22 protein-coding genes and 2 pseudogenes are annotated in these 25,163 nt (G+C 69.7%); 17 read left to right on the forward strand and 7 right to left on the reverse strand.

Features of this window, described 5'->3' with window-relative positions:
- Positions 1-91 precede the first annotated feature (91 nt).
- Both alr and ACGFR7_RS29585 read right to left on the reverse strand, forming a co-directional pair.
- On the reverse strand, positions 92-1,468 hold the full coding sequence (alr, locus tag ACGFR7_RS29580; RefSeq protein WP_393325142.1) for an alanine racemase: 1,377 nt from the start codon (positions 1,466-1,468) through the stop codon (positions 92-94).
- 466 nt (positions 1,469-1,934) lie between these two features.
- Positions 1,935-2,294, reverse strand: coding sequence for a PRC-barrel domain containing protein (locus ACGFR7_RS29585; protein WP_393325144.1), 360 nt, complete (start codon positions 2,292-2,294; stop codon positions 1,935-1,937).
- Positions 2,295-2,868: 574 nt separating this feature from the next.
- Here ACGFR7_RS29585 and ACGFR7_RS29590 point away from each other — a divergent pair.
- From ACGFR7_RS29590 to ACGFR7_RS29615, 6 genes and pseudogenes are all read left to right on the forward strand, one after another.
- Positions 2,869-3,303, forward strand: a complete 435-nt coding sequence (locus ACGFR7_RS29590) for a DUF6303 family protein (protein ID WP_393325145.1) — start codon at positions 2,869-2,871, stop codon at positions 3,301-3,303.
- A 58-nt stretch (positions 3,304-3,361) separates the two neighbouring features.
- Positions 3,362-3,688 (forward strand): annotated as a pseudogene (locus ACGFR7_RS29595) (DUF2268 domain-containing putative Zn-dependent protease); the annotation flags it as partial.
- Positions 3,689-3,750: 62 nt separating this feature from the next.
- Positions 3,751-4,950 (forward strand): CaiB/BaiF CoA transferase family protein, encoded by a 1,200-nt coding sequence (locus tag ACGFR7_RS29600; protein ID WP_393325147.1) that lies wholly within the window; start codon positions 3,751-3,753, stop codon positions 4,948-4,950.
- Between the two features lie 188 nt (positions 4,951-5,138).
- Positions 5,139-6,899, forward strand: coding sequence for an amidase family protein (locus ACGFR7_RS29605; protein ID WP_393325149.1), 1,761 nt, complete (start codon positions 5,139-5,141; stop codon positions 6,897-6,899).
- A 731-nt stretch (positions 6,900-7,630) separates the two neighbouring features.
- The gene (locus ACGFR7_RS29610; RefSeq protein WP_393325150.1) at positions 7,631-8,224 is read left to right on the forward strand and encodes a tyrosinase family oxidase copper chaperone; all 594 of its coding nucleotides are present in this window, start codon (positions 7,631-7,633) and stop codon (positions 8,222-8,224) included.
- 40 nt (positions 8,225-8,264) lie between these two features.
- The gene (locus ACGFR7_RS29615) at positions 8,265-9,083 is read left to right on the forward strand and encodes a tyrosinase family protein (RefSeq protein ID WP_393325151.1); all 819 of its coding nucleotides are present in this window, start codon (positions 8,265-8,267) and stop codon (positions 9,081-9,083) included.
- Positions 9,084-9,811: 728 nt separating this feature from the next.
- On the opposite strand, the gene ACGFR7_RS29620 is transcribed toward ACGFR7_RS29615, so the two are convergent.
- A complete protein-coding gene (locus ACGFR7_RS29620; protein WP_393325153.1) occupies positions 9,812-10,063 on the reverse strand; it encodes a hypothetical protein in 252 nt (83 codons plus the stop codon).
- Between the two features lie 520 nt (positions 10,064-10,583).
- Positions 10,584-11,411 carry a hypothetical protein gene (locus ACGFR7_RS29625; RefSeq protein ID WP_393325155.1) on the reverse strand — a complete coding sequence of 276 codons (828 nt, stop codon included), beginning with the start codon at positions 11,409-11,411 and terminating at the stop codon, positions 10,584-10,586.
- A 379-nt stretch (positions 11,412-11,790) separates the two neighbouring features.
- On the opposite strand from ACGFR7_RS29625, the gene ACGFR7_RS29630 reads away from it, so the two are divergent.
- The 6 genes and pseudogenes from ACGFR7_RS29630 to ACGFR7_RS29655 all read left to right on the forward strand — a co-directional run bounded on the left by ACGFR7_RS29630 (position 11,791) and on the right by ACGFR7_RS29655 (position 18,076).
- The gene (locus tag ACGFR7_RS29630; protein ID WP_393325157.1) at positions 11,791-12,624 is read left to right on the forward strand and encodes an APH(3'') family aminoglycoside O-phosphotransferase; all 834 of its coding nucleotides are present in this window, start codon (positions 11,791-11,793) and stop codon (positions 12,622-12,624) included.
- 363 nt (positions 12,625-12,987) lie between these two features.
- A pseudogene (locus ACGFR7_RS29635) lies at positions 12,988-13,281 on the forward strand (FAD-dependent oxidoreductase); the annotation flags it as partial.
- A gap of 714 nt (positions 13,282-13,995) precedes the next feature.
- Positions 13,996-14,580 carry a TetR/AcrR family transcriptional regulator gene (locus tag ACGFR7_RS29640; protein ID WP_393325158.1) on the forward strand — a complete coding sequence of 195 codons (585 nt, stop codon included), beginning with the start codon at positions 13,996-13,998 and terminating at the stop codon, positions 14,578-14,580.
- Entirely contained in the window at positions 14,577-16,163 is a 1,587-nt protein-coding gene (locus ACGFR7_RS29645; protein ID WP_393325160.1) for an MFS transporter, read from the forward strand. Before ACGFR7_RS29640 ends, ACGFR7_RS29645 begins: the two co-directional genes overlap by 4 nt.
- 789 nt (positions 16,164-16,952) lie before the next feature.
- On the forward strand, positions 16,953-17,348 hold the full coding sequence (locus tag ACGFR7_RS29650) for a peptidase inhibitor family I36 protein (RefSeq protein WP_393325162.1): 396 nt from the start codon (positions 16,953-16,955) through the stop codon (positions 17,346-17,348).
- A gap of 173 nt (positions 17,349-17,521) precedes the next feature.
- Complete coding sequence (locus ACGFR7_RS29655) at positions 17,522-18,076, forward strand: GNAT family N-acetyltransferase (RefSeq protein WP_393325164.1); 555 nt, start codon at positions 17,522-17,524, stop codon at positions 18,074-18,076.
- Positions 18,077-18,259: 183 nt separating this feature from the next.
- Here the strand turns inward: ACGFR7_RS29655 and ACGFR7_RS29660 are convergent, their stop codons facing one another.
- Positions 18,260-18,421, reverse strand: coding sequence for a hypothetical protein (locus ACGFR7_RS29660; RefSeq protein ID WP_164993132.1), 162 nt, complete (start codon positions 18,419-18,421; stop codon positions 18,260-18,262).
- A gap of 459 nt (positions 18,422-18,880) precedes the next feature.
- Between ACGFR7_RS29660 and ACGFR7_RS29665 the strand changes: the two genes are divergently transcribed.
- From ACGFR7_RS29665 to ACGFR7_RS29680, 4 genes are all read left to right on the forward strand, one after another.
- Entirely contained in the window at positions 18,881-19,123 is a 243-nt protein-coding gene (locus ACGFR7_RS29665; RefSeq protein ID WP_350256609.1) for a hypothetical protein, read from the forward strand.
- A 379-nt stretch (positions 19,124-19,502) separates the two neighbouring features.
- Entirely contained in the window at positions 19,503-20,315 is an 813-nt protein-coding gene (locus ACGFR7_RS29670; RefSeq protein ID WP_393325251.1) for a glutamate racemase, read from the forward strand.
- A gap of 196 nt (positions 20,316-20,511) precedes the next feature.
- Complete coding sequence (locus ACGFR7_RS29675) at positions 20,512-20,649, forward strand: hypothetical protein (protein WP_393325166.1); 138 nt, start codon at positions 20,512-20,514, stop codon at positions 20,647-20,649.
- Positions 20,650-20,763: 114 nt separating this feature from the next.
- A complete protein-coding gene (locus ACGFR7_RS29680; RefSeq protein ID WP_393325168.1) occupies positions 20,764-21,882 on the forward strand; it encodes a M20 family metallopeptidase in 1,119 nt (372 codons plus the stop codon).
- Between the two features lie 99 nt (positions 21,883-21,981).
- Here the strand turns inward: ACGFR7_RS29680 and ACGFR7_RS29685 are convergent, their stop codons facing one another.
- Positions 21,982-22,797, reverse strand: a complete 816-nt coding sequence (locus tag ACGFR7_RS29685) for a maleylpyruvate isomerase family mycothiol-dependent enzyme (RefSeq protein ID WP_393325253.1) — start codon at positions 22,795-22,797, stop codon at positions 21,982-21,984.
- Positions 22,798-23,217: 420 nt separating this feature from the next.
- On the opposite strand from ACGFR7_RS29685, the gene ACGFR7_RS29690 reads away from it, so the two are divergent.
- On the forward strand, positions 23,218-23,802 hold the full coding sequence (locus ACGFR7_RS29690; protein ID WP_393325254.1) for a short chain dehydrogenase: 585 nt from the start codon (positions 23,218-23,220) through the stop codon (positions 23,800-23,802).
- A 312-nt stretch (positions 23,803-24,114) separates the two neighbouring features.
- Here ACGFR7_RS29690 and ACGFR7_RS29695 read toward each other — a convergent pair whose 3' ends face one another.
- Entirely contained in the window at positions 24,115-25,140 is a 1,026-nt protein-coding gene (locus tag ACGFR7_RS29695) for an RICIN domain-containing protein (RefSeq protein WP_393325170.1), read from the reverse strand.
- Positions 25,141-25,163: the final 23 nt, after the last annotated feature.

The following is a 25,163-nucleotide window of genomic DNA, read 5'->3' on the forward strand; positions in this document are numbered from 1 at the left end:
GGGGCGGGCGGAGGTGAGACAGGAGGTGGAGGTGGGGCGGCAGGTGGACCGTGTCGGTGGTCCAACGGGTGGGACGGCGGTCGGTATCGGCTCAGTGGGCGTCGGAAATCGTGCCGCCGGTATAGGTGCGCGGAACGCGGGCGCCTATACGGGTGACGATTTCGTGCGAGATGGTGTGGGCGGCGCGGGCCCAGTCCTGCGCGCCGGGTTCCCCGCGGTCGCCGGGCCCGAAGAGCACGACCTCGTCCCCGGGAGTGGCGGGCACATCGCCGAGATCGACGACGAACTGGTCCATGCAGACGGTGCCCGCCACCCTGTGCCGTCGGCCGGCGACGAGCACCGGACCTGCTTCCGAGGCATGCCGGGGAACGCCGTCCGCATAGCCGACGGGCACCAGACCGAGCGTGGTCTCGCGGGGCGTGCGATAGCGGTGCCCGTAGGAGACGCCGTGCCCGGCGGGTACCCGCTTGACGGAGGCGAGGCGGGCGGTGAGGGTCATCGCCGGGCGCAGGCCCAGCTCTGCCGGTCCGCCCGGGCCGGGCACCGGGCTCAGCCCGTAGACGGCGAGCCCGGGACGTACGAGGTCGAAGCGTGCCTCCGGAAGGGTCAGTGTGGCGGCCGAGTTGGACAGGTGCAGGACTTCGGGGGTGAGCCCGGCCCGCCGGGCGAGCTCGGCAGCGTTGCGGAAGTTCGCCAACTGCCGGTCACAGCCGGGGTGTCCGGGCTCATCGGCACGGGCGAGGTGCGACCACACGCCGACGACCTGCACGGACCCGGCTGCTTCGGCGCGCGCCGCGGTGTCCACCAGCGTCGGCCAGTCGCCCGCCGTGGCGCCGCCGCGCCCTAGCCCGGTCTCCGCCTCCAGGTGCAGCCGCGCGGGCCGGCCCACGGCGTGCGCCGCCCGGACCGCCGCGCGCACCGCCCACTCGGCACCGGCCGACAGTTCGACCCCGGCGGCCACCGCGGCATTCCAGTCGTCACCCGGCGTCAGCAGCCAGGCGAGCAACCGGCCGGGGACACCGGCCGCGCGCAGTGCCAGCGCCTCCCGCATCCCGGCGACACCGACCCAGGTGGCGCCACCCGCGAGCGCCGCCCGGGCAGCAGCGACCATGCCGTGCCCGTAGCCGTCGGCCTTGACCACCGCCATCACCTCGGCGGAGCCCGCCGCATCGCACAGCCGGCTGACGTTGGCGCGAATCGCCGCGAGATCAATGCGGGCCTGGGCGTGCGGTGTTCCGGCCCCGAACGGCTCCCCGCCGTGGTCGTCGAACGCCGATCCGCCGGCCTGGGGTGCCACCGGTCGTGCCGCTGCGGGGGCCACCGGGGCTGCCTCTGGGGGTGCGGCCGGGTTTGCTCCTCCGGCCGCCGCGCCGGGCCCAGCGGGCGGTCGTACGTCCGCGACGGCGGTTGCTGCCGCTCCGTGTCCGGCTACGGCGATCTCGGCCTCGCGGGGAATGCCGAATGTCATGCCACCGTCCTTCCATGGGATCCATTGGTGCCCGGTGAGCTGCGGGTGGAGCCATGGTTTCGGCGCGGGAACGGGCCGTCATCGTTCGATCGGCACTGTCTCGGGGCGCTCGGCAGTGGGGCCGGGACAACGGGAGGCGGCCGACCTCTCAGCGGGCCGGCGGCACAGAGGGCGGCGGGCGGCGGCAGAGCGACCGAGCGGCAGACGGTCGGCGGTACAGCCGGCGGCGGGAGGGCTGGGGTAACCGGCGGCGGACGGGCGGGGCGGCGGGCAGGAGGCGGGCGGGGCGCGCCGAAGCGGCACGCCGGCCCGGTGCGGCGCTCATCCGGGGATTCCGGATCACCGCTCCGCCGTGCGCGCGGTTGCGGCTGACCGCCGCACCGAGGACGCTGACGCCTTCACTCGCCCAGGAACCCGGCTTGACGCCCCGTGGGGGCGGTGGGGGCCTCGGTTTCGCCTTCGTTCCTCACAGGGCGGCGGGCTGTCCGAGCGCGGCGTAGTACCTGCCGACTTCGGTGAGGTAGCCGACTTCGGCGGTCTGGCTGTCAAAGGCAAAGCGCGGAGCGGCCTTGATCTCGTCCCTGGCATGGGTGACCGTTACCGTTTTGGCGGCTGTGTCGACGGAGTGAACGATGCCGGCGGGTACCAGGAGGCTCTTGCCGAAGACCCACACGCTGGTGTCGACGATGAGATGCTGCCTGCCCGGCTCGTTCATCTGACGTTCCACTTGCCCCAACGTCCCGTCAGGGGTCTCCACGGTGAACCCCGTCAACGGCTCCAGCCCCTGGTAGCCAACGTCTGCCGGGTACGCCCAGATGTTCTTCATGACGGTCGGTTCCTTTCTCTGTGCACTATCGGGCCGGGACGGTCCACGAGGTTGACCGCCGCCGCAACACCGTCCCGGCTCGCCCCCTGCCCTACCCAGGTAACAGAACGTCACACGGGCAAGCATCCAGAGAGAGGCCAAATCAGGGACGTCGGCGGCTCGGCACGGTCGGCCCTGCCGATGCCGGCCACGTGCCTCTACCTGCGACTTCGCCCCCTCTGGCGGACCACGGGCGAAGGACGCCGCGAGGATCCACGGGGGTGAGCCCCGTTCGCGGCCGGTGCACTGGGTAAGCGCAGAGAGCACCGTCCACAGCCGCGGGCACAGCTATAGCCACAGCCACTGCCAGGGAGGGTGGGCTGATCGGGTGGTTCGGGGTTTGCCGCTCGTATGGCGGGCACGCTCCCCGCCCACAACGCATCGCGACAGGAACGAGGTGAGCTCCATGAGACCGGTGGCCTGCCGCCTGCCGCCTGCCGTAACCGGGGTGTCTCGGTCGTCACCCACGTCGTCGGTGTCGTCGGCCGTCACCCGCTTGGCCGGTCGTGACTGATGCCCGAAGTGAGGAGAACTCGTGAGTGCCGAATTTCCCGTCCCGCAGACCGATCCCGTTGACCCGAAGGCCGATCCCGTTGCCCCGCAGGCCGAGGTCCCCGACCCGCAGGTCGAGCTGCCCGGCCCCGAGCCGGAGTCGACGGCCCACGGTCACCTCACGCGCGCACAGCTGACCCGGCCGCCCGGCGACGCCCGCTGGGAGATCGCCGTGGTCCTCTACGGCGTACCCGCCGACGAGTGGCCCTGCACGGAACTTCCCGGCCCGCACGTGCCGACTCTCGCCGCACGCGGGCAGGCGCTCGCACGCTTGGGCTACGCCCAGACCGGCCCTGGCTCTGGCTCCCACTACTGGGAGTGGGCCGAGTGCCAAGACGGCGACCACGACGCCGTACAGCTGATGGCGCACACCGAAGTCCGGCCCGTCGGCCCGGACCCGTCCACTCCCCTTCGATGAGGTAGCTGGAGGAGCGGCCTGACGCGCTGCGGAGGATGCCGGACGCGGGGCGTGCGGGCTGGGCGGGCAGCGGGCCATGGGCCCCTGGTCAGAGGGTCTGACCGGCACCGGGCTGGACGACGCCTACGAAAAGGTCACTGCCGGAATCGATGTGGCCGGGATGTCCAACCTGCTCGCGTATGTCTTTGGTGACGCCACCGCGCGGCGCATGGGGCAGCGGCCCGTGGGGCAGCGGCCCGTGGGGCTGCCGGACTTCGCCGGGTACGCGGCTGGACTACGGATCGTGGACGCCCACCCGGCGGTTTCATGTGTGACCGCTGCGCGGAGCACCGCGCTGCCGGCACGCGGGATCCTTGTCAACGCCGGCGGCCCGATCAGTGCGTGACGGGGGACGGGACCGGGGATGGGGGAGTTGGACGTCACCGGCCCTGCCCTGGAGGTCACCGCATGCCCGAACTCACCGAAGACCTGCCGCTTTCCGGCATCACCGTCGTCAGTATCGAGCAGGCGGTGGCAGCCCCCTTCGCCACCCGCCAGCTGGCCGATCTGGGTGCCCGGGTCATCAAGGTGGAGCGCCCGGGCGGGGGTGACTTCGCCCGCCGGTACGACACCACGGTCAAGGGCGAGTCGAGCTATTTCGTATGGCTCAACCGGTCGAAGGAATCCGTGACGCTCGACCTCAAGTCGGACCGGGGACGGGACGTCCTGGAGCGCTTGCTCGCCGAAGCGGACGTCTTCGTGCAGAACCTCGCTCCCGGCGCGGCCGCCAGGATGGGCCTGGGCGCCAAGGCCCTGGCAGAGCGCTTCCCATCACTGGTCTCGTGCTCCCTCTCCGGCTACGGATCCACCGGGCCGTGGGCCGACCGCAAGGCGTACGACCTGCTCGTGCAGTGCCAGACGGGCCTGGTCTCCCTGACCGGCAACGCACAGGAGCCGGCCCGGGTGGGGGTGTCGATAGCCGACATCGCCGCCGGCATGTATGCCTACTCGGGCATCCTCACCGCTCTGTTCACGCGCGCGGTCCAAGGCGTCGTCCGCTCCGTGGAGGTATCGCTGTTCGAGGCACTCGCCGAGTGGATGGGCCAGCCCGCCTACTACACCTCCTACGGCGGAACCCAGCCCCCGAGGATCGGCACCCAGCACGCCACCATCGCTCCCTATGGCGCCTACACCGCGGCGGACGGGAAGGACGTCCTGTTCTCGATCCAGAACGAGCGCGAATGGGCCGCACTGTGCGAGCAGTTCCTGGAGCGCCCCGACCTCGTCGAGGACCCGCGCTTCCTCACCGGCTCCGACCGTGTGGCCCACCGCGAAGAACTGAACACGATCGTCGCCGAGCGGTTCAGGACGTCGGACAGCGCAGAATTGATGCAGCTGCTGGACAAGGCGCGGATCGCCAACGCCGGAGTCAACGACATCGAGGGGTTCCTGGCGCACCCCGTGCTCAGCGCCCGGGACCGCTGGCGGGACGTACGGATACCCGGGGGAGAAGTGGTGTCTGCGCTTCTGCCGCCGGTGGATCTCGCCGGTGCCACTCCGCGCATGGGCGCCGTCCCCGCCGCCGGCGAGCACACCGACTCGATCCTCGCCGAAATGGGCTACGACGCAACCGAGATCCACGGCATGAGGACCGACCACGTCGTGTGAAGGCCCGCCCAGGCCCCTCCCCGGCAGGGACCGGCCGCTACCGCATGAGCGCACAGGGGGAGGGCACACGGGCGGCTGGTCTGCCCCGGCGGCGGGAGTCGTGGCGGGGCGGCGCGGCACGGCGGCTGGGCGGCGAGCGCGCTGCGGCACTCTTGTGCCGGGCGCCGGGATGTAGTGCGCTAACTCTCATGGGGAAGAGGAGCGTTGTTGCCGCACTGGCCGCCGCCCTGGCGACGGGGTCTCTTTTGGCGGGTGGGACGAGTGTGACGGGTGGGAGGGACAGGACGGACGGGACGGACGGGAGTGGTTCGGCGGGGGCGCCGATTGTGCGCGCGGTAGCCACTGAAACCGGTATCGGCGGTTCGCCGCCGTCGGCCGACGCGCCCCCGATGCCGGGAGTCGATCTCGACACGGTGACGATCCCGGAGTTGCAGGACCGTATGGCGGACGGTTCGCTCACCTCGTCGGCGCTGACCACCGCCTACCTGCGGCGGATCAACGCCATCAACCCCAAGATCCATGCGGTGCTGCGCACGGATCCGACGGCCCTGCGTCAGGCGGCCGCCAGCGATGCCAGGCACCGGCACGGCGATAGCCGTGGCCCGCTGGATGGCATCCCCGTCCTGCTCAAGGACAACGTGAACACCCGCGACATGCCGACAACGGCCGGGTCGTCGGCGCTGGCCGGGAGTCCGCCGGACACCGATGCCCCGCTGGTGACCCGGCTGCGGGACGCCGGGGCGGTGATCCTCGGCAAGACCAATCTGTCCGAGTGGGCGAACTTCCGGGCGGCCAAGCCGACATCAGGATGGTCGGCGGTGGGCGGACAGACCCACAACCCGTATGTACTGGACCGCAACCCGTGCGGGTCGTCCTCCGGTTCGGCTGCCGCGCTCGCCGCTTCGTTGTCGCAGGTGGCGATCGGCACCGAGACGGACGGCTCCATCGTGTGCCCGGCCGGAATGAACGGGGTGGTCGGCCACAAACCCAGCCACGGACTGGTCAGCCAGGCCGGCGTGGTGCCGATCTCCGCCGAACAGGACACCGCGGGGCCCATGGCCCGCAATGTGACCGATGCCGCGCTCACCCTCTCCGTCCTCCTCGGCGGTGGCGAGGCCCGGCATCCTGGTGGCGCCTTGCTTCCTGGCGATACCTCGCTCCCTGGCGGCCGCTCCGGCTCCAACGGCCCCGCCGGCCACCTCGGCTCCACCGGCATGCTCGGCGAGCTGACGCACCGCGGCAGCCTGCGCGGTAAGCGGATCGGCCTGTGGCGGCTGCCCTCGCTGGGGCCGGAGGTGGACGCCGTGATGACCCGCACGGCAGAGAAACTGCGTACCGCGGGAGCCGAGGTCGTGGAGGTGACTCCGCCATATCAGCAGCGTCTCGCCGAACTCGAATTCCCCGCGCTGTTCAGCGAGTTCCACCGGGACATCAACGCCTACCTCGCCACTCGCCACGGGCCTCGCAACCTCGCCGCACTGATCGATTTCCACCGCACCCACCCGGAAGAGCGGACCTGCTTCGCCGGTCAGGAGCTGTTCGAGCGGGCCCTCGCCGCGCCTCCCACCACCGACCCCGCATACCGCGCCAAGCGCGCCGAGTTGAAGGATCTCTCCCGCCGCTCCATGGACGAGACCCTGAGCGCGCATCATCTGGACGCCATCGCCGCGCCGACGAACCCGCCCGCCTGGACGACCAACTGTGCCCGCGGCGACAACGATGTGATCCCGTCCTCGACGCCCGCCGCCGTCGCCGGGTACCCGTCGTTGTCGGTGCCCGCCGGGTTCGTGAACAAACTCCCCGTCGGCCTGCTCCTGATGGCCGGTGACCGCCAGGATGCCGAACTCCTGTCACTGGGTGCCGCGGTGCAGCACCGGTTGAACGCCTGGCGGGCACCGGGTTACCTGCCGTCGGTGGGGCCCGACGCCTCCCGGCGAAGGACCGGGTGAAGGCACCCCGCACAGCGGAATGACGGGATCCCTACGCCACGCCTCTCCTCGTGGATTCGACCCCGCTGCCGAGGTCTCGGCGACCTCGGCTGCCGCCGGATGGGGTGCGAGTGGGTCGGGCGGTCCCCAACCACCTCGGCGCGGACGCGGAGAGCCGGAGCGGGCGAGGGCGGGCATGATCGCGTGGCTGACGGCTGACGGCTGACGGCTGACGGCTGACGGCTGACGGCTGACGGCTGACGGCTGACGGCTGACTGGTGTCTGGTGGGCCGGGTGCCTGATGTCCTCCTTGCGCGCGAAGTAGTTGGCCTCACTCACAGCACACTCCCCACACCAATCTCCGCTGACGGGAAGGCACCAGCGGGAAGGCACCAGCCCCAAACACAGTCCATCCCAAGGCTCGTACATTCGCGCCGAGTTCCGGCCGTGCGACGTCTCACGGTTTGGGTCGCGCGAGGAAAGGATCTGCGGCTGATAGTGCTCCACAGCGCGGAATATCCGGTTCCGTGCGCTGGTGCGCCGGAGCGTGAGTACGATCACCGCCGTTGAACTCTGCACCTTCCCCCAGGCGTTGTCTCGTTCGTTGCCTGATCCGATGGTGTCACTTGATGATCCGGTCGTCCCTGCCAGCATGTGGCGGCGCGGGCCGACCTTCGGCACGCCGGCCGAAGCCCTCCTCTGCTGCCCCGCCACAGAGGAGGAGCCGAACGAACAGGACAGAGGAGTGGAACATGTCGCGTCCCACCCGACGCCAGGTGCTGCACGGTAGCGCCGCAGCCCTTGCCGGAGCGGCGCTCGCCGCACCGGTTGGCCTTGCCGACACCGCCGTCGCCCGCCCCGCCGGTGGCCACGGTCACCCGGCGGGCGACGGAAACCCCGGGTGCAACGGACACCCCGGGGGCCACGAAATCCCGGACCCCTTCGACGAGATGTACCAGGGCCGTCACATCGAGGGCTGGCCGGCAGACGAGCAAGCCCCGGAGCGGGGAAGCCACGGGAGCCACGGGAGCCACGGAAACCGTGGGAGCCACGGAAACCGTGGGAGCCACGGGAGCTGTGGGAGCAACGGAAGCCGTGGGGCCAACGAGAGCCGTGGGGCCAACGGGAGTCATGCGGATGTCCCTGCCGGCCAGGCCGGCCCGCACGACGGCATGGACTTCGTCGTCCGCATCGACAACGACGACCTCCATGTGATGCGGAACGCGGACGGTACCTGGATCAGCCTGGTGAACCACTACGAGACGTTCACCACGCCACGGGCCGTGGCGCGCGCCGCCGTTCGTGAACTGCAGGGCGCTGATCTGGTCCCAGTCGTCACCGGCTGACGCCTTCCCCTGACCGTCCCCCCACCGAGGAGTCCTCGACATGGCAGTCCGGAAGAATCAGGCGGACCTCACCGCCACAGAAATGCGGAACTTCGTCGACGCGGTGCTGGAGCTCAAGCGCAGCGGCCGTTATGACGAGTTCATCAGCACCCACAACGCCTTCATCATCGGCGACACCGACAACGGAGAACGGACCGGCCACCGGTCCCCGTCATTCCTCCCCTGGCACCGCAGGTTCCTGCTGCAGTTCGAAGAAGCCCTGCAGAGCATCACCCCGTCGGTCACCCTGCCCTACTGGGACTGGACCGTCGACCGCTCACCCCGCAGCTCCCTGTGGGCTGACGACTTCCTCGGCGGCGACGGGCGGAGCGGTGACGGCCGCGTGCCTTCGGGGCCGTTCGCCTTCAGCAACGGCAAGTGGCCGATGAACATACGCGTTGACGGCCGGACGTTCCTGCGCCGCTCGCTCGGCACCGGGGTCCGCGAACTGCCGACCAGGGCCGAGGTGGACCGCGTACTCGCCATTACCACCTACGACGCCGCCCCCTGGAACAGCTCCTCCGAGGGCTTCCGCAACAACGTCGAGGGCTGGCGCGGCCCGAATCTGCACAACCGTGTGCATGTCTGGGTCGGTGGCCAGATGACCACTGGTGCCTCGCCCAACGACCCCGTCTTCTGGCTGCACCATTGCTTCATCGACAAGCTGTGGGCCGACTGGCAGCGGCTGCATCCCAAGTCGGGGTATCTGCCGAGCGGCAACACACCTGACGTCGTCGACCTCCACGACACGATGAAGCCGTGGAACGACGTCACCCCGGCCGATCTGCTGGATCACACCAAGTTCTATACCTATGCATGACAGGTGCATGACAGAGCGCCCTCTCTCCGCGTCCTGATGCCGCCTGACCCGGCGCCTGACCCGGCGCCCGACGCGGCGCCCGACCCGGCGCCCGACGCGGCGGCCGGGTCGGCGCCTGGCTCCGCGCTTGAGCCGGTGCCCGAGCCAGGAGTAGGGGTGCCAAGTCTCCGGACACGCCCGCGATCTGCGGCCTCGCGCCCGATCGCGTGACCCACCTGCCGGCACGGCCTCGCGCGCCACGGCGCGGGGCCGTGCCGGTGCTCTGGGCAAGCGGAGTTGTGATGGTGAGGGCTGTGAGGGCGGTGATGGCGGTGACCACGGCACCCCGGGCTCGCCACGCGCCCCTCTCTCATGGTTGAGCTGGCGGGCGGGCGTACACCGCAGCGACACTCACTGTGCTGACGCGTGCACCGAACGTGCTCACCCGCTCCCCGCCATGCATTTCGTACGTCACTGCGCCGCAGTGGCGATGTCGCGGCCGTCCAAGCCGCATGACAGTCCCGTAGCCCACGGCCCCGGCGGAGCGCCGTCCCCCCCGGAGTGACGGAACGACGGAACGACGGAACGACGGAACGACGGAACGGCGAGTGCCCGGGATCGCGGATGCCGGGGATCGCGGATGCCCGGGATGGCGGATGCCCGGGATGGCGGATGCCCGGGAGGGATGTCCCGGGCACCAGGGAGGGGACGCTTGGCCGTCAGCAGGCGACGGTCATCAGCGGCTGCCGTTAGCCGTAGTAGACGACGATGACGCTGGGGCCGAAGCCGTAGCCGTAGTAGCCCCCGTAGTCGTAGTCGCCATAGCCGTAGCCATAGTCGTGGCCGTAGCGGTTGCCCCAGTCGTGGCCGCCGCCGTCGTGGCTGGAGTAGCTGAATGGTGCATGTGTCGGGGTAGCGGCGGTAGCTGTCCCGGCAGTGGCGACCGCTGCGCCACCAGCCAGCAGGAGCCCTCCTGCGGTCAGCGCGATGGCTCGTGTCAATCGATTGGTGGACATAGGTCCACACCTTCTTATTGCTAGGGATTTAGCGGCCCGCCACCGATGGTGAGTCCTCACCGCAGGCGAGAACCAGAGGTTCGGGGGCTTCCGCTGGGTAAACCGCCTCTCGGCGGCTGCCCAGGTAAGTCGGTTTTGCCGCTTATGTACCTCTTATGTGGAGCTTACACCCCTCCCCTGAAGAGCCTCAAACAAGAGATGGGTAAAAAACATCCAATGGAATGTGGCGGCGGGGCGTATAGGAGACCGTGCCTGCGGGGCCGCGCTGAGCCGCCCCATCCGCTGGTCGTCTGCCGGCAATATCCAGTTGGGCGCTGATCGGTCGCCGGGGGTACCCACTCAGCTGGGTCACCCGCCGCGACAGGCGCATTGGCCGCCGCGTTCTCCTCACGATTCCGCGGGGGAGCCGGAAGGGGAGGGAGGGGCGGTCGAGCGCGAACCGACAGCAGCGGTTCGACCCGGCCCCACCCCACAGGCCATCCGACATCAGCCCGATGAGCTCCCTTTAGACGTCTTCCGGGCTAAACACGGTGTGCCAGGCAGCAGTCAGCACGGTGGCCGCCTCGCTGTCCGACAAGTGCGGCGCACCGCAGGCCATCGCGGCATCGAGCAGAGCGCTCAGGGCTGAATCCCACGGATCTGCGAGAACTGGCTCCCCGTCCTCATCGAGGGTGAAGGAGCTCGCGCTTCCGAGGTGTTGGGCACTCTTCGTGACCACCCACCAGATCAGCGAGAATCCGTGTCCGACGGGTGACCGCGAAGGTCCGGCCCCGGCGATCGACAAGGTCGATGCGTGATCCTGGTTCCGGTAGTGCTCGCCTTCCGGCTGGTCCACGAGCCGGCGACTCCATGCCTTGTGGTACTCCTCATCGGCGCCGGGATGACGAGCGGATGCAAGGTCCCGCGCACGTTCCTCATCCAGGGCGAGCCCGGCTTCCAGGACGCGGATCACCTTGTCGCCGTGAGCGCCGAAGAGGACCGACGGGGAGAGCTCCTCCAGGAGGTCGACAGCGATGGCGCGTGTGTAGTCGGCACCGGACGACAGGCCCCGCGCGGCCCGTGCCATCGCGGTACGTTCCTCTTCCGTCACCGGTGGCACCACCCGGGCCCGGAAAAGCCGCCCAGGCCATCGGGTGACCAGCACCCGCTCCAACGAGTGTCCGACCACGATCCACGGTGGCCTGAACACCGGTAGCGTCACCCGCCCACCAGCCGTCGCTGCCTTCAGGCATGCATGAGACGCCTCGCTGACGAACACAGAGCCCAAACCCGTTGGCTCGCAGGGAGCGCCGAGTCTTTCCATCGACACCCCTGCACCGCTGAACTCCTGCACCGCTGGACTCCTGCACCTCTGGACTCCTGCGCCTCTGGACTCCTGCGCCTCTGACATTCCTGTACCACTGCACTCTTGGCCGCTCCGGCCTCGGTGACGCGAGACCTTGAAAGTATCGAGCACGGCAGGTCACTTCAGGATCGACTCATAGGCTCATGACTGAGGGAGCGACAGGAGTGCTTCGCAGGGTGGGGCCATCCGAGGGGCGGTAGATACAGCACGGCACGGCGCAGCACGGCGCGCACGGCAGGGAGCCGCACGTAGACCGTGGAGTCTGGTGAACCGTCCAGTTGGCCCCCCTCGGTGCCCCTCTTGAGCGGCGGCAGTCATACGGGCCCGAACCGGGGTGCCTGGCCGCCGGCTGGCTAGAGTGGCCGCTATGAGCGAGCATCCCGGTACCGGACCTCAGACCGTGTCGCCGGTGCTGCTCGGCGCGGGTGGCGGCGACAGTGACTGGTTGCCCGTCACCGCGGGGGAGTCCGGAGCCGTTGTCTTTCGCAGTGCGGACGCTGCCCGGTACGCCAAATGCGTGCCCACTGCGGACGCCGCCGGCCTGAAGGCCGAGCGCGACCGGGTCGTATGGCTGGGCGACCAGGGCGTACCGGGACCCCGGGTGCTCGACTGGCGCTCCGGGAACGCGGGTGCCTGCCTGGTGACCAGCGCCGTCCCCGGCGTACCCGCTGACCAGGTGTCCGCCGCGGACCTGCGAGTCGCCTGGGAACGCATCGCGGACGCCGTCCGCCGGCTACACGAGGTGCCGGTGGGGGAGTGCCCGTTCCGCCGGAGCCTGGACGACATGGTCGCCGTGGCGCGTGACGTCGTGACCCGCGAGGCGGTGAACCCGGAGTTCCTCCCCGTCGAGCAGCAGCACACGCCGGCCGCGGAGTTGCTGGCCCGCCTTGTCGCTCAGGTCGCGCGGCGACGGGAACAGGAGACCGCCGACGTGGTCATCTGCCACGGTGATCTCTGCCTGCCCAACATCATCCTCGACCCGCAGACCCTGAACGTGTCGGGCTTCATCGACCTGGGCCGCCTCGGGCTGGCCGACCGTTACGCCGACCTTGCACTGCTGCTCGCCAACGCGCGGGAGACATGGCCGAGCGGGGAGCAGGCGCGGGCCGCGGACGTGGCGTTCGCCGAGAGGTACGGCATTGCCCTCGACCACGACCGCCTGCGCTTCTACCTCCACCTCGACCCCCTCACCTGGGGCTAGGAAGTATCTCCCCTAGCCGGTTAGCCGGTTAGCTGGTTAGCCAGTTGGGTGCTGGGTGCTGGGTGCTGGGTGCTGGGTGCTGGGTGCTGGGTGCTGGGTGCTGGGTGCTGGGTGCTTGGCGCTTGGTGGCTTGGTCGGTTAGGACGGACCTGTCCTTGCGATCACGGGGAGCGACGCGGGAAGGGGAGGGCATCATGGGCGCACGATGGATCGGGGCACCGAGCTCAACGCCCATCCGGAGGGGTGTCGGCCATCCAGCGGGGACGGTCGGTCCGATGCCGGCGGCTTGTAGGCGGGGTCCTGCCACCTTTCCAGTAGCGGCCGCCGGAGACCACTGGGCGGTCCTGACCCCGAGGAGCCACCATGCGCACCCCCGTCACGATCATCGGCGCCGGACTCGGCGGACTCACGCTGGCCCGCGTCCTGAATGTCCACGGAATTCCGGTCGTGGTCTACGAGGCCGAATCCTCCCCGACGGCACGCACGCAGGGCGGGATGCTCGACATCCACGACTACAACGGGCAGCTCGCCCTCAAGGCGGCCGGCCTGATGGACGAGTTCCACGCCATCGTCATCGAAGGCCGTCAGACGATGCGGCTCGTCGAACACGACGGCACCGTCCTGCACGAGATGGCCGACGACGGCACGGGCGGGCGGACGCCCCCTTCCTTCTCGACGGCCTCGGCCAGTGCCCCATCCGGATCCGCGGCATCATCCTCGATCTTCTGCCACTGCGCGTCCGTGAGCTCATGTCGCCGCACCATAAGACGCAGTTGCCCAGCCTGAGTACTGATCCACCCAGCAAGAGCGATCAGAAACGGCCTAGACGTCGGCCTTCTCCGGGACGATGTGCCGGATGCCGCGCCGTCGCAGACAGTCGGGCAGTCGGGGCAGGGCCCGTTGCTGTGGGCCTTGCCGGCTGCGCCGCTGTCGGGCTTGCTCCGAGCCTTGCCCGGCCCGACCCGGCCCGGCCCGCGGGATGCGGATCTTCTCCAGCGCCGGCTTGATCTGGGTGCAGTCCGCCCGCTGCCCGGCGCATCCGCAAAAGCGCGGGCGTGGGCGTGGGCGCCGGCCCTCCTCCTGCCCACGCTGATTGTGGCCGGGTGCCTTGCCTTGTTCACGCAGGGCGCCGCTCGATGCATCACCTATGAGCTCGTAGACCGGCAGTTGCCGGGGCGCGAGTGCCTTGGCGACACGCTGGAGAGGGCTGTCCCCCGAAGGATCGTCGGCGGGCAAGGGCGCCGGCTCCGACGGCCTCTGCGGCGCTCCCCACCTCCCCGCGGGCTCCCGTCGGCGGGGATCAGGGGATGCGCGACCCCGTCCGCCCAGCGCGCGTAGACACTGTCTACTCGCCTCTGGTAGACAGTGTCTATGGATGAGCAAGACGCGGGCCTGCGGGCCCGGTTGGTGGCGGTCGGCGTCGACTTGGTGACCAAGGAAGGGATGCAGGCGCTGACGCTGCGGGAGGTCGCCCGCCGCGCAGGGGTGTCGCACGGGGCTCCACGGCGCTACTTTCCGACTCATCTGGCGTTGCTGTCGGCCATCGCGCGGGAGGGGTTCGCCGACCTGGCCCACCAGATCACCGAGACGGCGGGCGACCACCGGGCCGACCCGCGCGCCCAGCTCATGGCGCTCGGCCGGTGCTACCTCGACTTCGCACTGAACCACCGCGGCATGTTCGAGCTGATGTTCCGTCACGACCTGTTGGAGAGCAACCAACTCGGCCTGCGGGAGACCAGCCTGTCGCTCTTCCGGTTCCTTGTTGATCTGGTCGCCCGCGCACTGCCCGGAGCCGGGACCGAGCCGGCGGTACGCGCGGGAGCCCTGTGGGCGAACCTGCACGGCATGGCCCAGCTGTGGGCCTGGGGCAGTCTCCCGCTCGCCACCGGAGGCGACGATATCGAGCCGCTGCTCCGGGCCGTACTGGACGCGCACCTCGGGTCGGCGGACCGGTGACCACTCGACTCCACCGGCGCCTCACTCTCGCCGGCAGCATCACCGGGGCCGTGCTCGTCGCTCTGGACGGCACCGTGCTGACCATTGCCCAACCCACCCTCCAACGGGACCTGCACGCCTCGTTCGTGCAGGTCCAGTGGACCAGCACCGGCTACCTCAGCGCCGTGGCGAGCCTGCTCGTCTTCGCCGGCCGTCTCGGCGACCGGTACGGCCACCAACGGCTCTTCGCCATCGGAGTCCTGGGATTCGCCCTCACGTCGGCGGGAATCGGTCTGGCGCCGGGCGTCGGCTGGGTGATCGGTCTGCGGGTGGCCCAGGGGATCTTCGGCGCTCTGCTGCAACCGGCCACCTTGGGGATGCTGCGTGCCACGTATCCCCGCGACCAACTGGGCATGCCGATCGCCCTGCGCACCAGCGCCATCGGGTTGTCGGCCGCCGCCGGCCCTGTCATCGGCGGCGTGCTGGTCGCCCACCTGGGCTGGCGAGCCGTCTTCTTCCTCACGGTGCTGCCCGCGCTCGTGACCGGTGTACTGGTTCTGTCCGTACGCATCCCGACTGCGACGCCGGCGTCTCCGCTGGTCCCCTCGGACGGCGCCACGGACCGCTCCCTCGCCGCCCGTCTCGACCTCCCCGGGGCCTGCCTGCTCGCGGTGGCGCTGCTGTGTCTGGTGCACACCCTTGTCGCTCTGCCGGAAAGGGGGTGGACGGCGGTCACGGTGACCGGAGCGGTGGCGGCCGCGGCTGCCTGCGCCGCTTTCCTCCGTCAGGAACGACGTAGTGCAAGTCCTCTGCTACCACTCGGTTTTCTGGGCTCGCCGCCCGTCGCCGCGGCCCTGGCCGTTCTGCTCTCCGCGTCGGCTGCCATGTTCGGTGCGCTGTTCGTCGGTACCTACTTCCTGCAGGACGTCCTCGGGCTGGACCCGCTGCAGAGCGCGCTGCGGGTGCTGCCCCTGGCCGTGCTGATGGTGCTGGGTGCGCCGGCCGCGGCGGTACTCCAGCGTCGGTACGGTGCCCGCCGTACGACCGTGACGGCGATGGTGCTCCTCACCCTCGGCGTCCTGATGCTGTCCCAACTCGACCGGTCATCGACGGCCCCGGCCATCAGCGGTGGATTCCTTCTGCTGGGCGCCGGGTTCGGCACGGTAATGGTCACCGCGACGGCCGTCCTCGTGCACCAGGCGCCGGTGGAACACGCCGGGGTGGCCGGCGGACTGCAGCAGACCGCGATGAACACCGGTCCGACGCTGGGCGTCGCGGTGGCGACCATGCTGATGACCCTCATCGCACCGACCGCGGCCGCCGAAGGGCCGTCCATCGGCGGACCGCACCGGACCCCCGAGGCCTTCACCGCAGCCATGAGCACCACGCTGCTGGTCCTCGCGTCCCTCGCCGCGCTCGGAGCGCTGGCCGCGGGCGCACTGCCGCAACGCACGAAGGGGGCCGGGGCGCCGCAGCGGTCGACGACTATGACCACTGCCGGGAGGGCCGGGGCGGCCACGACGGTCACGACGGGAGGGCCGACAGGGCCGACAGGGCCGGCAGGGGCGGACAGGGCGGATCGGATCGCCAGGAACCTGCCGTAGTGACCACCGCGGCCGCTGCTGAATGAACCGTGCACTCGGCCGGGCGTATGCCGTGTTCCCATTTCCGGTCTTCCTGCTATGGGTTCATGGAGCCATTCACCAGGGGTGCGGCCTCCCGGCGGACTCGGCGAAGAAGGGAGAGTCGTACCAATGGCGTGAACATTTACAGCAGTCGGGACACAGCGATCGTCGGGGTCAGGCTGCTGCTGCGTCGGCGTCGGCGTCGGCGTCCGTGCCCGCGTCCGTGCCCCGTGCCCGCCTCCGTGCTCGTGCTCGTGCCCGTGTCGGCGTCCGCGCCGCCCCGGTGGCCCGGTCTTGGCGCGTCTGCCCGGCGAGGCGATTCAGCCATCGTTGGACGACGGCGCGAGGGCGCGCGAGGGGGTGAGAGGGGGTGAGAGGGAGTGGGAAGGCGGTACACCCCCGCCAGGCGTGAGGTCGCCACAAAGGAAGGCGCGCATGACGCGCGCAACCGAACAAAAATTCACCACCTGACAAGGCCTTTGCACGAGGGTGATCCGAGGTGCAATCACACCCATGAGCTCATTGCGTGCCCAGGGCTCATGGAAAAGCGTCCGGGATTCGGTAAATTGAGCATCTGCGCATCTGGGCATCTGCGCATCTGGGCGGCTCGGTATATCTACCCCGGATGCCGCACTTCCACGAATAGGGGGCAGGGGTCCTTCGCTGCCAGATGAGTCGCTACCGGTCGGCCCGGACACGCCGTTCACGGCCGTTCACCGCCGTTCACACAGTACCCATTCCACCACCCAAAGAATTCGGAGTAGGTCATTGTTCCGCACGCGTGAAAAGGCCTTTGCAAGCTTCACCGTCGCTCTCGCACTCGGAGCCGTCGGCTTCACGCCCCCGGCACAGGCAGCACCGAGCTGCCCGGCGGGAAGCCTCTGCTCCTACAGCGGGCCTGCGCTCTCGGGAGACGTCACCATCATTCCCTCCTCGAACATCGAGAAGGCGGGCACCGATGGTGTGAAGCTGCCGACTTCGACCCGGTCATTCGTCAACGGGACACACTTCACGCTTCGTTACGGCCCCGCCCGGCGGGCGATCTGCGTCCGTTTCCCCTGTTATCAGTACGCCACCCTCGGGAAAATCGCCCCCGGCGCCCAGTTGCCGTCCCTCCCCTACGCCGACAGCGCCGTCACGGTGGGGCAGGACTTCGGCAACTGATCGAAACCATCTTCCCGGCACCACGCTTCTGCCGGGGAGATGGAGTGGGCCCGCTGGTTCGACAGGCACTCGCCGGCTCGCGGTTGGGCGGGCGAGTGCCGTTGATCCTTTCAAGGTTTTGACATCATGCTCGGATGATTGTTCCGATACCTGCCGTTGTGCCCTCGGGCCGGATGAGCCACGCCGACCGGCCCGTGTTCGGCTTGGCCGGCAACCTTGAGCTGCGGCCGTGGTCCCTCGATGACGCCGAGGTCCTCGCGGACTCATGCCAGGACCCGGACATCCAGCACTGGAACCGGCTTGGACGGCTGACCCTGGACGATGCCCGCGACCGGATCTCGCGGTGGCGGCAGCGCTGGCAGACCGAGCATGCAGCGATCTGGGCGATCGGTGAGCCTCTCGGCGGCAGCCCCGTCGGACTGATCGGTCTGGCCGACTTCGATCTCATTGGGGGCAGCGCCGAGTTCCTGTACTGGCTGCTTCCCGCAGGGCGCGGCCGCGGGGCCATGGTCGATGCGGTTGTCCGCGTCAGCCGCTGGGCACTGGACGACCTGGGCCTGCATCGCCTGCGGATCAGCCACTCCGTCGCCAATGCCGCCTCGTGCCGGGTGGCGGAGAAGGCGGGATTCCCTCTGGAAGGCACGATGCGAAGTGCTTTGCTGCACTCCGATGGCTGGCATGACGAGCATCTGCATGCGCGCGTCCAAGGTGATGCCTGGCCGACGTGAGGCCGCTGGTCATGGGCGGCACGTTGTCGTGGATCGCGATCCGCCGGCTGAGGGAGATGGGTACGCCGAACCGCTGGTTGAGGACGGTCGGAACGCCGAGGTTGTGATGTTGCGGCGGAGAGCGGGCTGCCCGACCAGGGGACCTGTCAGCGACCTGTCGCATTCAGCTCGTGCTTCGACCGCTCAGAACAGGTGGGACGCCATCCACATGACGAGTACGTACAGGCCCGCCCCGGCCCCGCCGATGACGGCGAGCCACAGCAGCGCCCCGACCGGCCACGGGACAGGCGCCTCGGGCTTGGGTGGGGTGACGGGACAGCAGTTCGAGCAGTGCGGATCGGGCATGCCTCATCGTTGCGCACCCGCCACGGCAGCGGGTAGGCCTGGGCGGGCCAGAACATACGAACGCACCAGCTGGTCGAACTGGTCGAACTGGTCGAACTGGTCGAACTGGTCGAACTGGTCGGCTTGGCTGGACTGGTCGGACTTGCCGAAGCCGGGCGCGTTCAGGCGGGTACGCGAGCTCCGGGTCGTCTGGTGGACTCGGAAGCGACCTGCTCGTTGACCCCCGCCGCTCCATCCGCTGAGCGACATCGGTGCCACCCCACCCGGTGACCGATTCCCCACCCCGTGATCGATTCCCTGGCGCGGGGCTGACATGTCGGGTCGGCGTGCATGGGGTGGCGTGGTCTGTGTCTCACCGCGCGTCGAGCATGGCGGAGTGGAGCCCGGGTACCGGCTCAGGGCACCGCGCGGTACGCACCACCCTCCACACGACACAGCTACAAGGAGGCGCCTTAACCGATGTCCCGTCGTGACACGTCCAGCGAAGACGGCACCCCAGTGCCCCATGACCTGCCGAGCCACCAGGCTGATGCCGCGAGTGAAGTGCCTGATCCGTGGGACCCCGAACTTTCGCAGAGTGAAGGTGAAGGGCCTGACGAGACGGTTCCCGACACCGATCAGGCCGGCACCGGGCGGACCGGCGTTCCGAAGGCGCCAGGCGTCCGCTCCGACCAGCCCGTTCCGCATGAGCCGGTCGACTGACATCGTCCGCCTGGCCCGGCGGATGGCCCGACCGGGGACCTCCGTGACCACAACTGCCTCTTGTTAGCCGCCAGTTGAGCCAAGTCGTCGGCAGCCGGCAGCCGGGAGTCGGCAGCCGACGGCTCCGGCGTGGGCGCTACCCTTCCGCCCACCACGCCCGAACCCGTACCACTCTCCCGAGATTGGTCATGCCGTGGAGGCCAATGACGGTACAAACTCTTCGCCAGTGGCATGGAGCAGCAGGCACATGACAGGCACTTGAGAGGCGACTGGCGTGGAGCAGGACATCAGGGATCGGCGTGAGCGCGAACTTCAGCGCTGTTACGAGGAATACCCGGCAGACCCGTCAGCCGTACCGACGCCGCTGCGCGAGGGCAGGGTGAGGATCGCGCTCATGGACGCGGGAATAGGGCTGCTGGCCGCAGCCGCCGCGGTACGCCGCCTGCGGCCCGATGCCGATCTCGTCCTGTCCTCCGATCCCGACGGGATGCCCTGGGGGCCGCGCTCCCCGCAGGAGCTCACGGCCCGTGCCCTCGCCGTCGCCGAAGCGGCTGCCGCACACCGTCCCGATGTGCTGATCGTCGCCTGCAACACCGCTTCCGTGCACGCCCTGCCCGCCCTGCGGGCCCGTCTGGGGCCGGACCTGCCCGTCATCGGCACCGTCCCGGCGGTCAAGCCGGCCGCCGCGGGCGGCGGGCCGTTCGCCGTCTGGGCCACCCCCGCGACCACGGGTAGCCCCTACCAGCGGGGTCTCATTAAGGAATTCGCGGCCGATGCGAGCGTCACCGAGGTGCCGTGCCCCGGGCTCGCCGATGCCGTCGAGTGCGCGGACGAAGCGGCCATCGGGCGTGCGGTCGCCGCCGCCGCGGAGCGCACCCCGGACGAGGCAAGGGCAGTCGTCCTGGGCTGCACCCACTACGAGCTCATCGCCGAACGCATCCGTGCGGCCGTGCAGCGCCCCGGCCGGCCACCGCTCGCTCTGTACGGTACGGCCGACGCGGTCGCCGCCCAGGCACTGCGCCGGCTCGGCAAGCAGTCCGTCCCCTGGGCACCTGGTGAGGGCACCCTGACCGTGATCCTCAGCGGGCGCGAGGCGGAACTCCCGTCGGCGGCACGGGCGTACGGCGAAGGCCGGCAGCTACAGCCCGGTAGCTGCCGGCCTGCCGCCGCGGTCGAGACCGGCCGCTCCTGATGGCGGGAGGCCAACCGTGAGCAGCCTTGCTCGCAGTGATGCTCCGCATTCCCCTACCGAGGGTCCGGGACACCGCCCCGCCCCGCCCCGCACCCAACGGCACCGAATCCAACGGCACCGAACCCAACGGCAGCCGGGACGGCGTCAGGCCACGCACCGTGAAACGGTGTCAACACCACACGCGATACTGAGGGACATGCCTGCCGTCACCCGCACACCACGCAACAGCCCTGGTACGGCCCGGTTGGGCTCGATAGGGGGCTGCGTCCAGGAGGCGTACGGGGAACGGCGGACCATGGCCCACACCTCCGTCCCCGTCCCGGCGCCCCCGTAGCGCTCCCATCCCGCCGCCCCTCGGTGCCGCCACCTCTCGTCCTGGTGCTCCTCGGCCCGGAGCCTCATTACCGACGGCGCCGGGCTGCCACGGCGTGCCGACTACCCTTGCCGTATGACGATGCACAAGACCGTCCAGGTACGTGTCGATGCGATGCTCGAGGACCTGAGGACACTCGTCGAAACCGAGTCCCCGTCGCGCGATCTCGACTCCTTGACGGCGTCGGCCAAAGCTGTCGCCGCCATCCTGGAGAACCGCCTCGGCGGGCGGGCCGCCCTCGTCGAGAGCGAAGCCGGGCCGCACGTCCACTGGGCAGGGGGTGGCGATCCCGCCGTACTGATCCTCGGCCACCACGACACGGTGTTTCCGCTCGCCACCCTTGAACGCCGCCCGTTCATGGTCGAGGACGGACATGCCACCGGCCCCGGGGTCTTTGACATGCTTGGCGGGCTGGTGCAGGCCGTTCACGGCCTGGCGTCGCTCGACGACCGGTCGGGCGTCGAGATCCTGGTGACCGCCGACGAAGAGGTCGGCTCCGGCTCTTCTCGCGCTCTCCTCGAGGAACGAGCCCTTGCTTGCGGCGCTGTGCTTGTGTTGGAGGGGGCCGCTGATGGCGGAGCCCTGAAGACCGGCCGCAAGGGCTGCGGCACCTTCCAGATCTCCGTCGGAGGCCGGGCGTCGCACGCGGGCCTGGAGCCCGCGGCCGGGGTCAACGCCCTCATCGAAGCCGCCCACCAGGTACTGGATATCGCAGCGCTCGGCCGCCCCGATATCGGTACGACCGTGACCCCGACCGTCGCGTCCGCAGGCACCTTGGACAACGTCGTTCCCGCCGAGGCGACCCTCATCGTTGACGTCCGGGTCGAGTCGGCCGGAGAGAAGGAACGCATCGAATCCGCGTTCGCGGCACTGGCCCCGCATCTCGATGAGGCGCAGATCATGGTCCAGGGAGCTGTCAGCCGACCACCGATGCCCGAGTCGGCCTCGGCCGAACTCTTCGCGATGGCACAACAGTTGCTTCCTGACCTCGAAGGCAAGGCAGTCGGCGGCGGAAGCGACGGCAACTTCACGGCCGCACTGGGGGTGCCCACACTTGACGGCCTCGGAGCGGTCGGGGGCGGTGCCCACGCCGACCACGAGTACCTGGTCATCGACGCCATGGCCGAGCGGGCCAATCTCGTAGCCGGACTGGTGAACGCGTTGCAGCACAAGGAGCAGAACGAGACGAGATAAGGAGGGAGAGGAGCAGAGGGGGAGAGGAGCAGAGCGAGGCGGGGATGGAAGAACGTGCGCGCGACCCGGGCCGCGCGCTGCGCGCGCTGTTCGCCGGGTTCAGGGTGCCTTGAAGAGAGCCGGGAAGCGCGGAGCGAGCCAGGGCTTGCGGCCTCGGACGAGGAGGTGGCCCCGGGTGAGGGCGCCCCACTGGCCGCGGCGGCCGAGTGCCATCAGGAGGAAGGTGACCGGCTCGATGAGGATCGTGCAGTCCGGGCGGTCCGGCAGCGGTGAGCCAACGGATACCGCACCATTGGTCACCGTCAGGCCGAAGCGGGCACCACTCCACAGGCGGATCGCGTAGCGGGCGGTGAGCCCGGCCGTGCGGGAGGGATCGGTCACCCGCGGCATGGCCGTGATCAGGAACGGCAGGGTCAGTCCGACCCGGGTGCGGTCGATCATGTGCGGACGACCCAGTGCACGGGCGAGGTCGTATCCGTGGCCAAGCATGTGTGTCAGCAGGTACGACCCCAGCACGGCCGGGTTCATCGGGCCCAGCGGGGTGACGACCGTTTCTTCCTTCGGCCCCTCGTCCCATGCTTTCAGGTATGCATCGGCCTGCGCCACGATCATCGCGGCCAGCGGCTCGGCCCTCCGCTCGTCGAACTCGGCGAGTGCTTGCTCATTGGCCGGGGCGAGGCTCTGCGGGGTGCCGTCCCCGTAACTGCGTGCGTGCCCGGCCGCAATGTCGGCCATCAGCTCATTGGCCTGCGCCAGATGCGCTGCCGCCTCCCCGGCGTTCCACTCCGACCCGGGTACCGGAAGCCCCATATCGGCGCCTCGGCGCAGCAGCGCGGCGATGTCCCCTGCGGTCTCGCGAATGGCCGCAGCGAGCCCATCGGGCAGTGTGTCCCGTATGGCCCGCCCGCCGGGCAGTTCGTCCCGTACGTCGTGCCCGTCGGGCAGTGCGCCCTGTACGCCCCGCCCAGCCACCGATTCCACGCCGTGCCACTCCTCGATCTCGTGCCTGTGCCTGCGCCTGCGCCTGCGCCTGTGTCCGTGCCCGGGTCTGTGCCCTGCCCGTCTTCGGTCCCGTGACCGTTCCGGATGCCTGCGCCGGGCGGCCGCAGGCCTTACGGCGTTGCGGACCACCGGGACCACCGGGACCACCGGGAGCACGGGGCCACGGGGCCACCGGGAGTACAGGAGACCAGGCAACGGAGGCTGCGACAAGACCCTGGGCCGCGGGGCGGGGGACCGCGAATGGTGCGGCGAGTACGGTGCTCGCAGGCCCCGGCCCTTTCCTCGCCGCATAATGCGGGCGCCCGTAATGCCACCGCTGACATGATCGACGGCATGAAGGTACTCGTGGTCGGGGCGACAGGGACGATCGGCAGCGCCGTCGTCAGCGCGTTGGAGGCTTCTCATCAGGTGGTGAAGGCCTCGCGCGGCGGGCCGGTGAAGGCGGATGTGGAGGACCCGCCCTCTTTGGACGCACTGTTCGCGGAGGCGTCGGACTTCGACGCGGTGGTGTGCTGTGCCGCCGGCGGCCCGTTGGTGGACCTGGAGTCAGTGTCGGACGAGGAGATCGTCGCCGGGGTACGCGGAAAGCTGTTGGGACAGGTCGCGCTGGCCCGGCGAGCCATGCGTCATCTTCGAGAGGGTGGCTCGATCACCTTGACCGGGGGCACGTTCTCCGCTCCCCTGGCGGGCGGATCGCTGGGGGCCCTCATCAACACCGGGCTGGAAGGGTTCGTGCGCAATGCGGCCGACGAGTTGCCGCGACGCCTGCGCATCAACCTCATCAGCCCTGGCTGGATCAAGGAGACCCTGGAAAGCATGGGCATGGACGGGGCTGACGGCACTCCCGTCTGCGAGGTGGCCCAGGCGTATGTGGAGGCCGTGGAAGGCGCCGCGCAAGGGCAGACCATACGTCCGTGACGTCCAGCCGGGCCGCCAGCCGCCCGCCGCCTGCCCACCGTGACGTCGACGGGACAACGACAGGGGCAGCGAAGGGGCAGGGTCCGGGCCAGAGACAGGGACAGGGGCAGGGACAGAGACAGGGGCAGGGGCAGGGGCAGGGGCAGGGACAGGTCGTCGAGCTGTTCCTCCCGCCATGAGTCGGCATTTCACGGCAAGACCGACGCAGCCTCGGTGCGGATCGCTGCCGCGGTGGCGTCGTCAGCCTGCATCGCGAAGAGCAGGGTGGGCCCGCTCGGTCGTTCGGGCCCACTCCTTTTCCGGAATTCCGGTTCAGTCGTTGCAGGTCGTGAAGTTCGGGCTGGTCTGGGCCAGGTAGATGCTGGACCGGCCCTGGTCGTCACTCTTCAGCGGAACCGTGACGGTGTCCCTCGCCTGCCACGGGAACCCGCTCGCGTCGAAGGTCCACTCGCCGGTCACCTTGGTCGCCAGTTCCGACAGCGCCACCCATCCGTACTGGTGCGACGGAACGGTGATCGTCAGGCTGTTGCCGAGATCTTCACGTACGTCATAGGTGACCTGACCGGAAATAGTGAGGCTGACGCTGGTCTGCACAGGGCTCGCGGCACCCGTTCCGAGGCCCGAGGTGAAGGTCACGCCGAGCTGGCTCGACCAGCCGGTGGAGGTGTTCAGGGAGAACGTCCACGGCACCGGCGCCTCGGTGCCGTTGTACCAGACGGGGGAGACGCACTTCTTCGGCAGCGGCTCGGCCGGCGCCTGGGAGCCCTTGGTCCACGAACATGTGGAGCTGTCCTTCTGGCAGCGCTTCGAAGCGTAGTCGGCGGCGGCCTTGAGCGCCGCGTCACCTGCGCTGCTCGGGATCTTCCACTGCTGGGCCTTGGTGCCGTTGCAGCCGTAGGTCTGCGTCCAGGCATCGTCGTACTGTGCGGCGCGGACCACGTCGAGGCACTTGTTGTCCCCGGCGCTGCGGATCATGAATGTGTCCGTGGTGCCGTTGACGGGCTGGAAGTACCAGCGCTGCGCGGAAGAGCCGGAGCAGGACTGCTGTTTGAGCGGGAGACCGGCCTCGATGCACTTGCCGGTGTCGTCGTTGACGAGGGCGAACGACGAGTCGGATCCCTGAAGGCGGGCGTCCCACTTCTGGTGGTATCCCGGTGCGGAGTTGGTGACGATGAAGACGCCGTCTCCGGTGTTGCCGTTCTGCACATCCAGGTTCCGTCCGCCGTTGACCGACGTGAACGTCAGGCAGGACAGGCCTGAGCAGTTGTCTGCGGCCTGCGCGGTACCGGCCTGGGTGGCGACCAGGCCCAGAGTGATACCGAGCGTGGCGATGAGCATGGTGAACGCTGTGGATAAGACCG

This window comes from Streptomyces sp. NPDC048516 (genome assembly GCF_043199875.1).
In the GTDB taxonomy this organism is placed as follows: Bacteria; Actinomycetota; Actinomycetes; order Streptomycetales; family Streptomycetaceae; genus Streptomyces.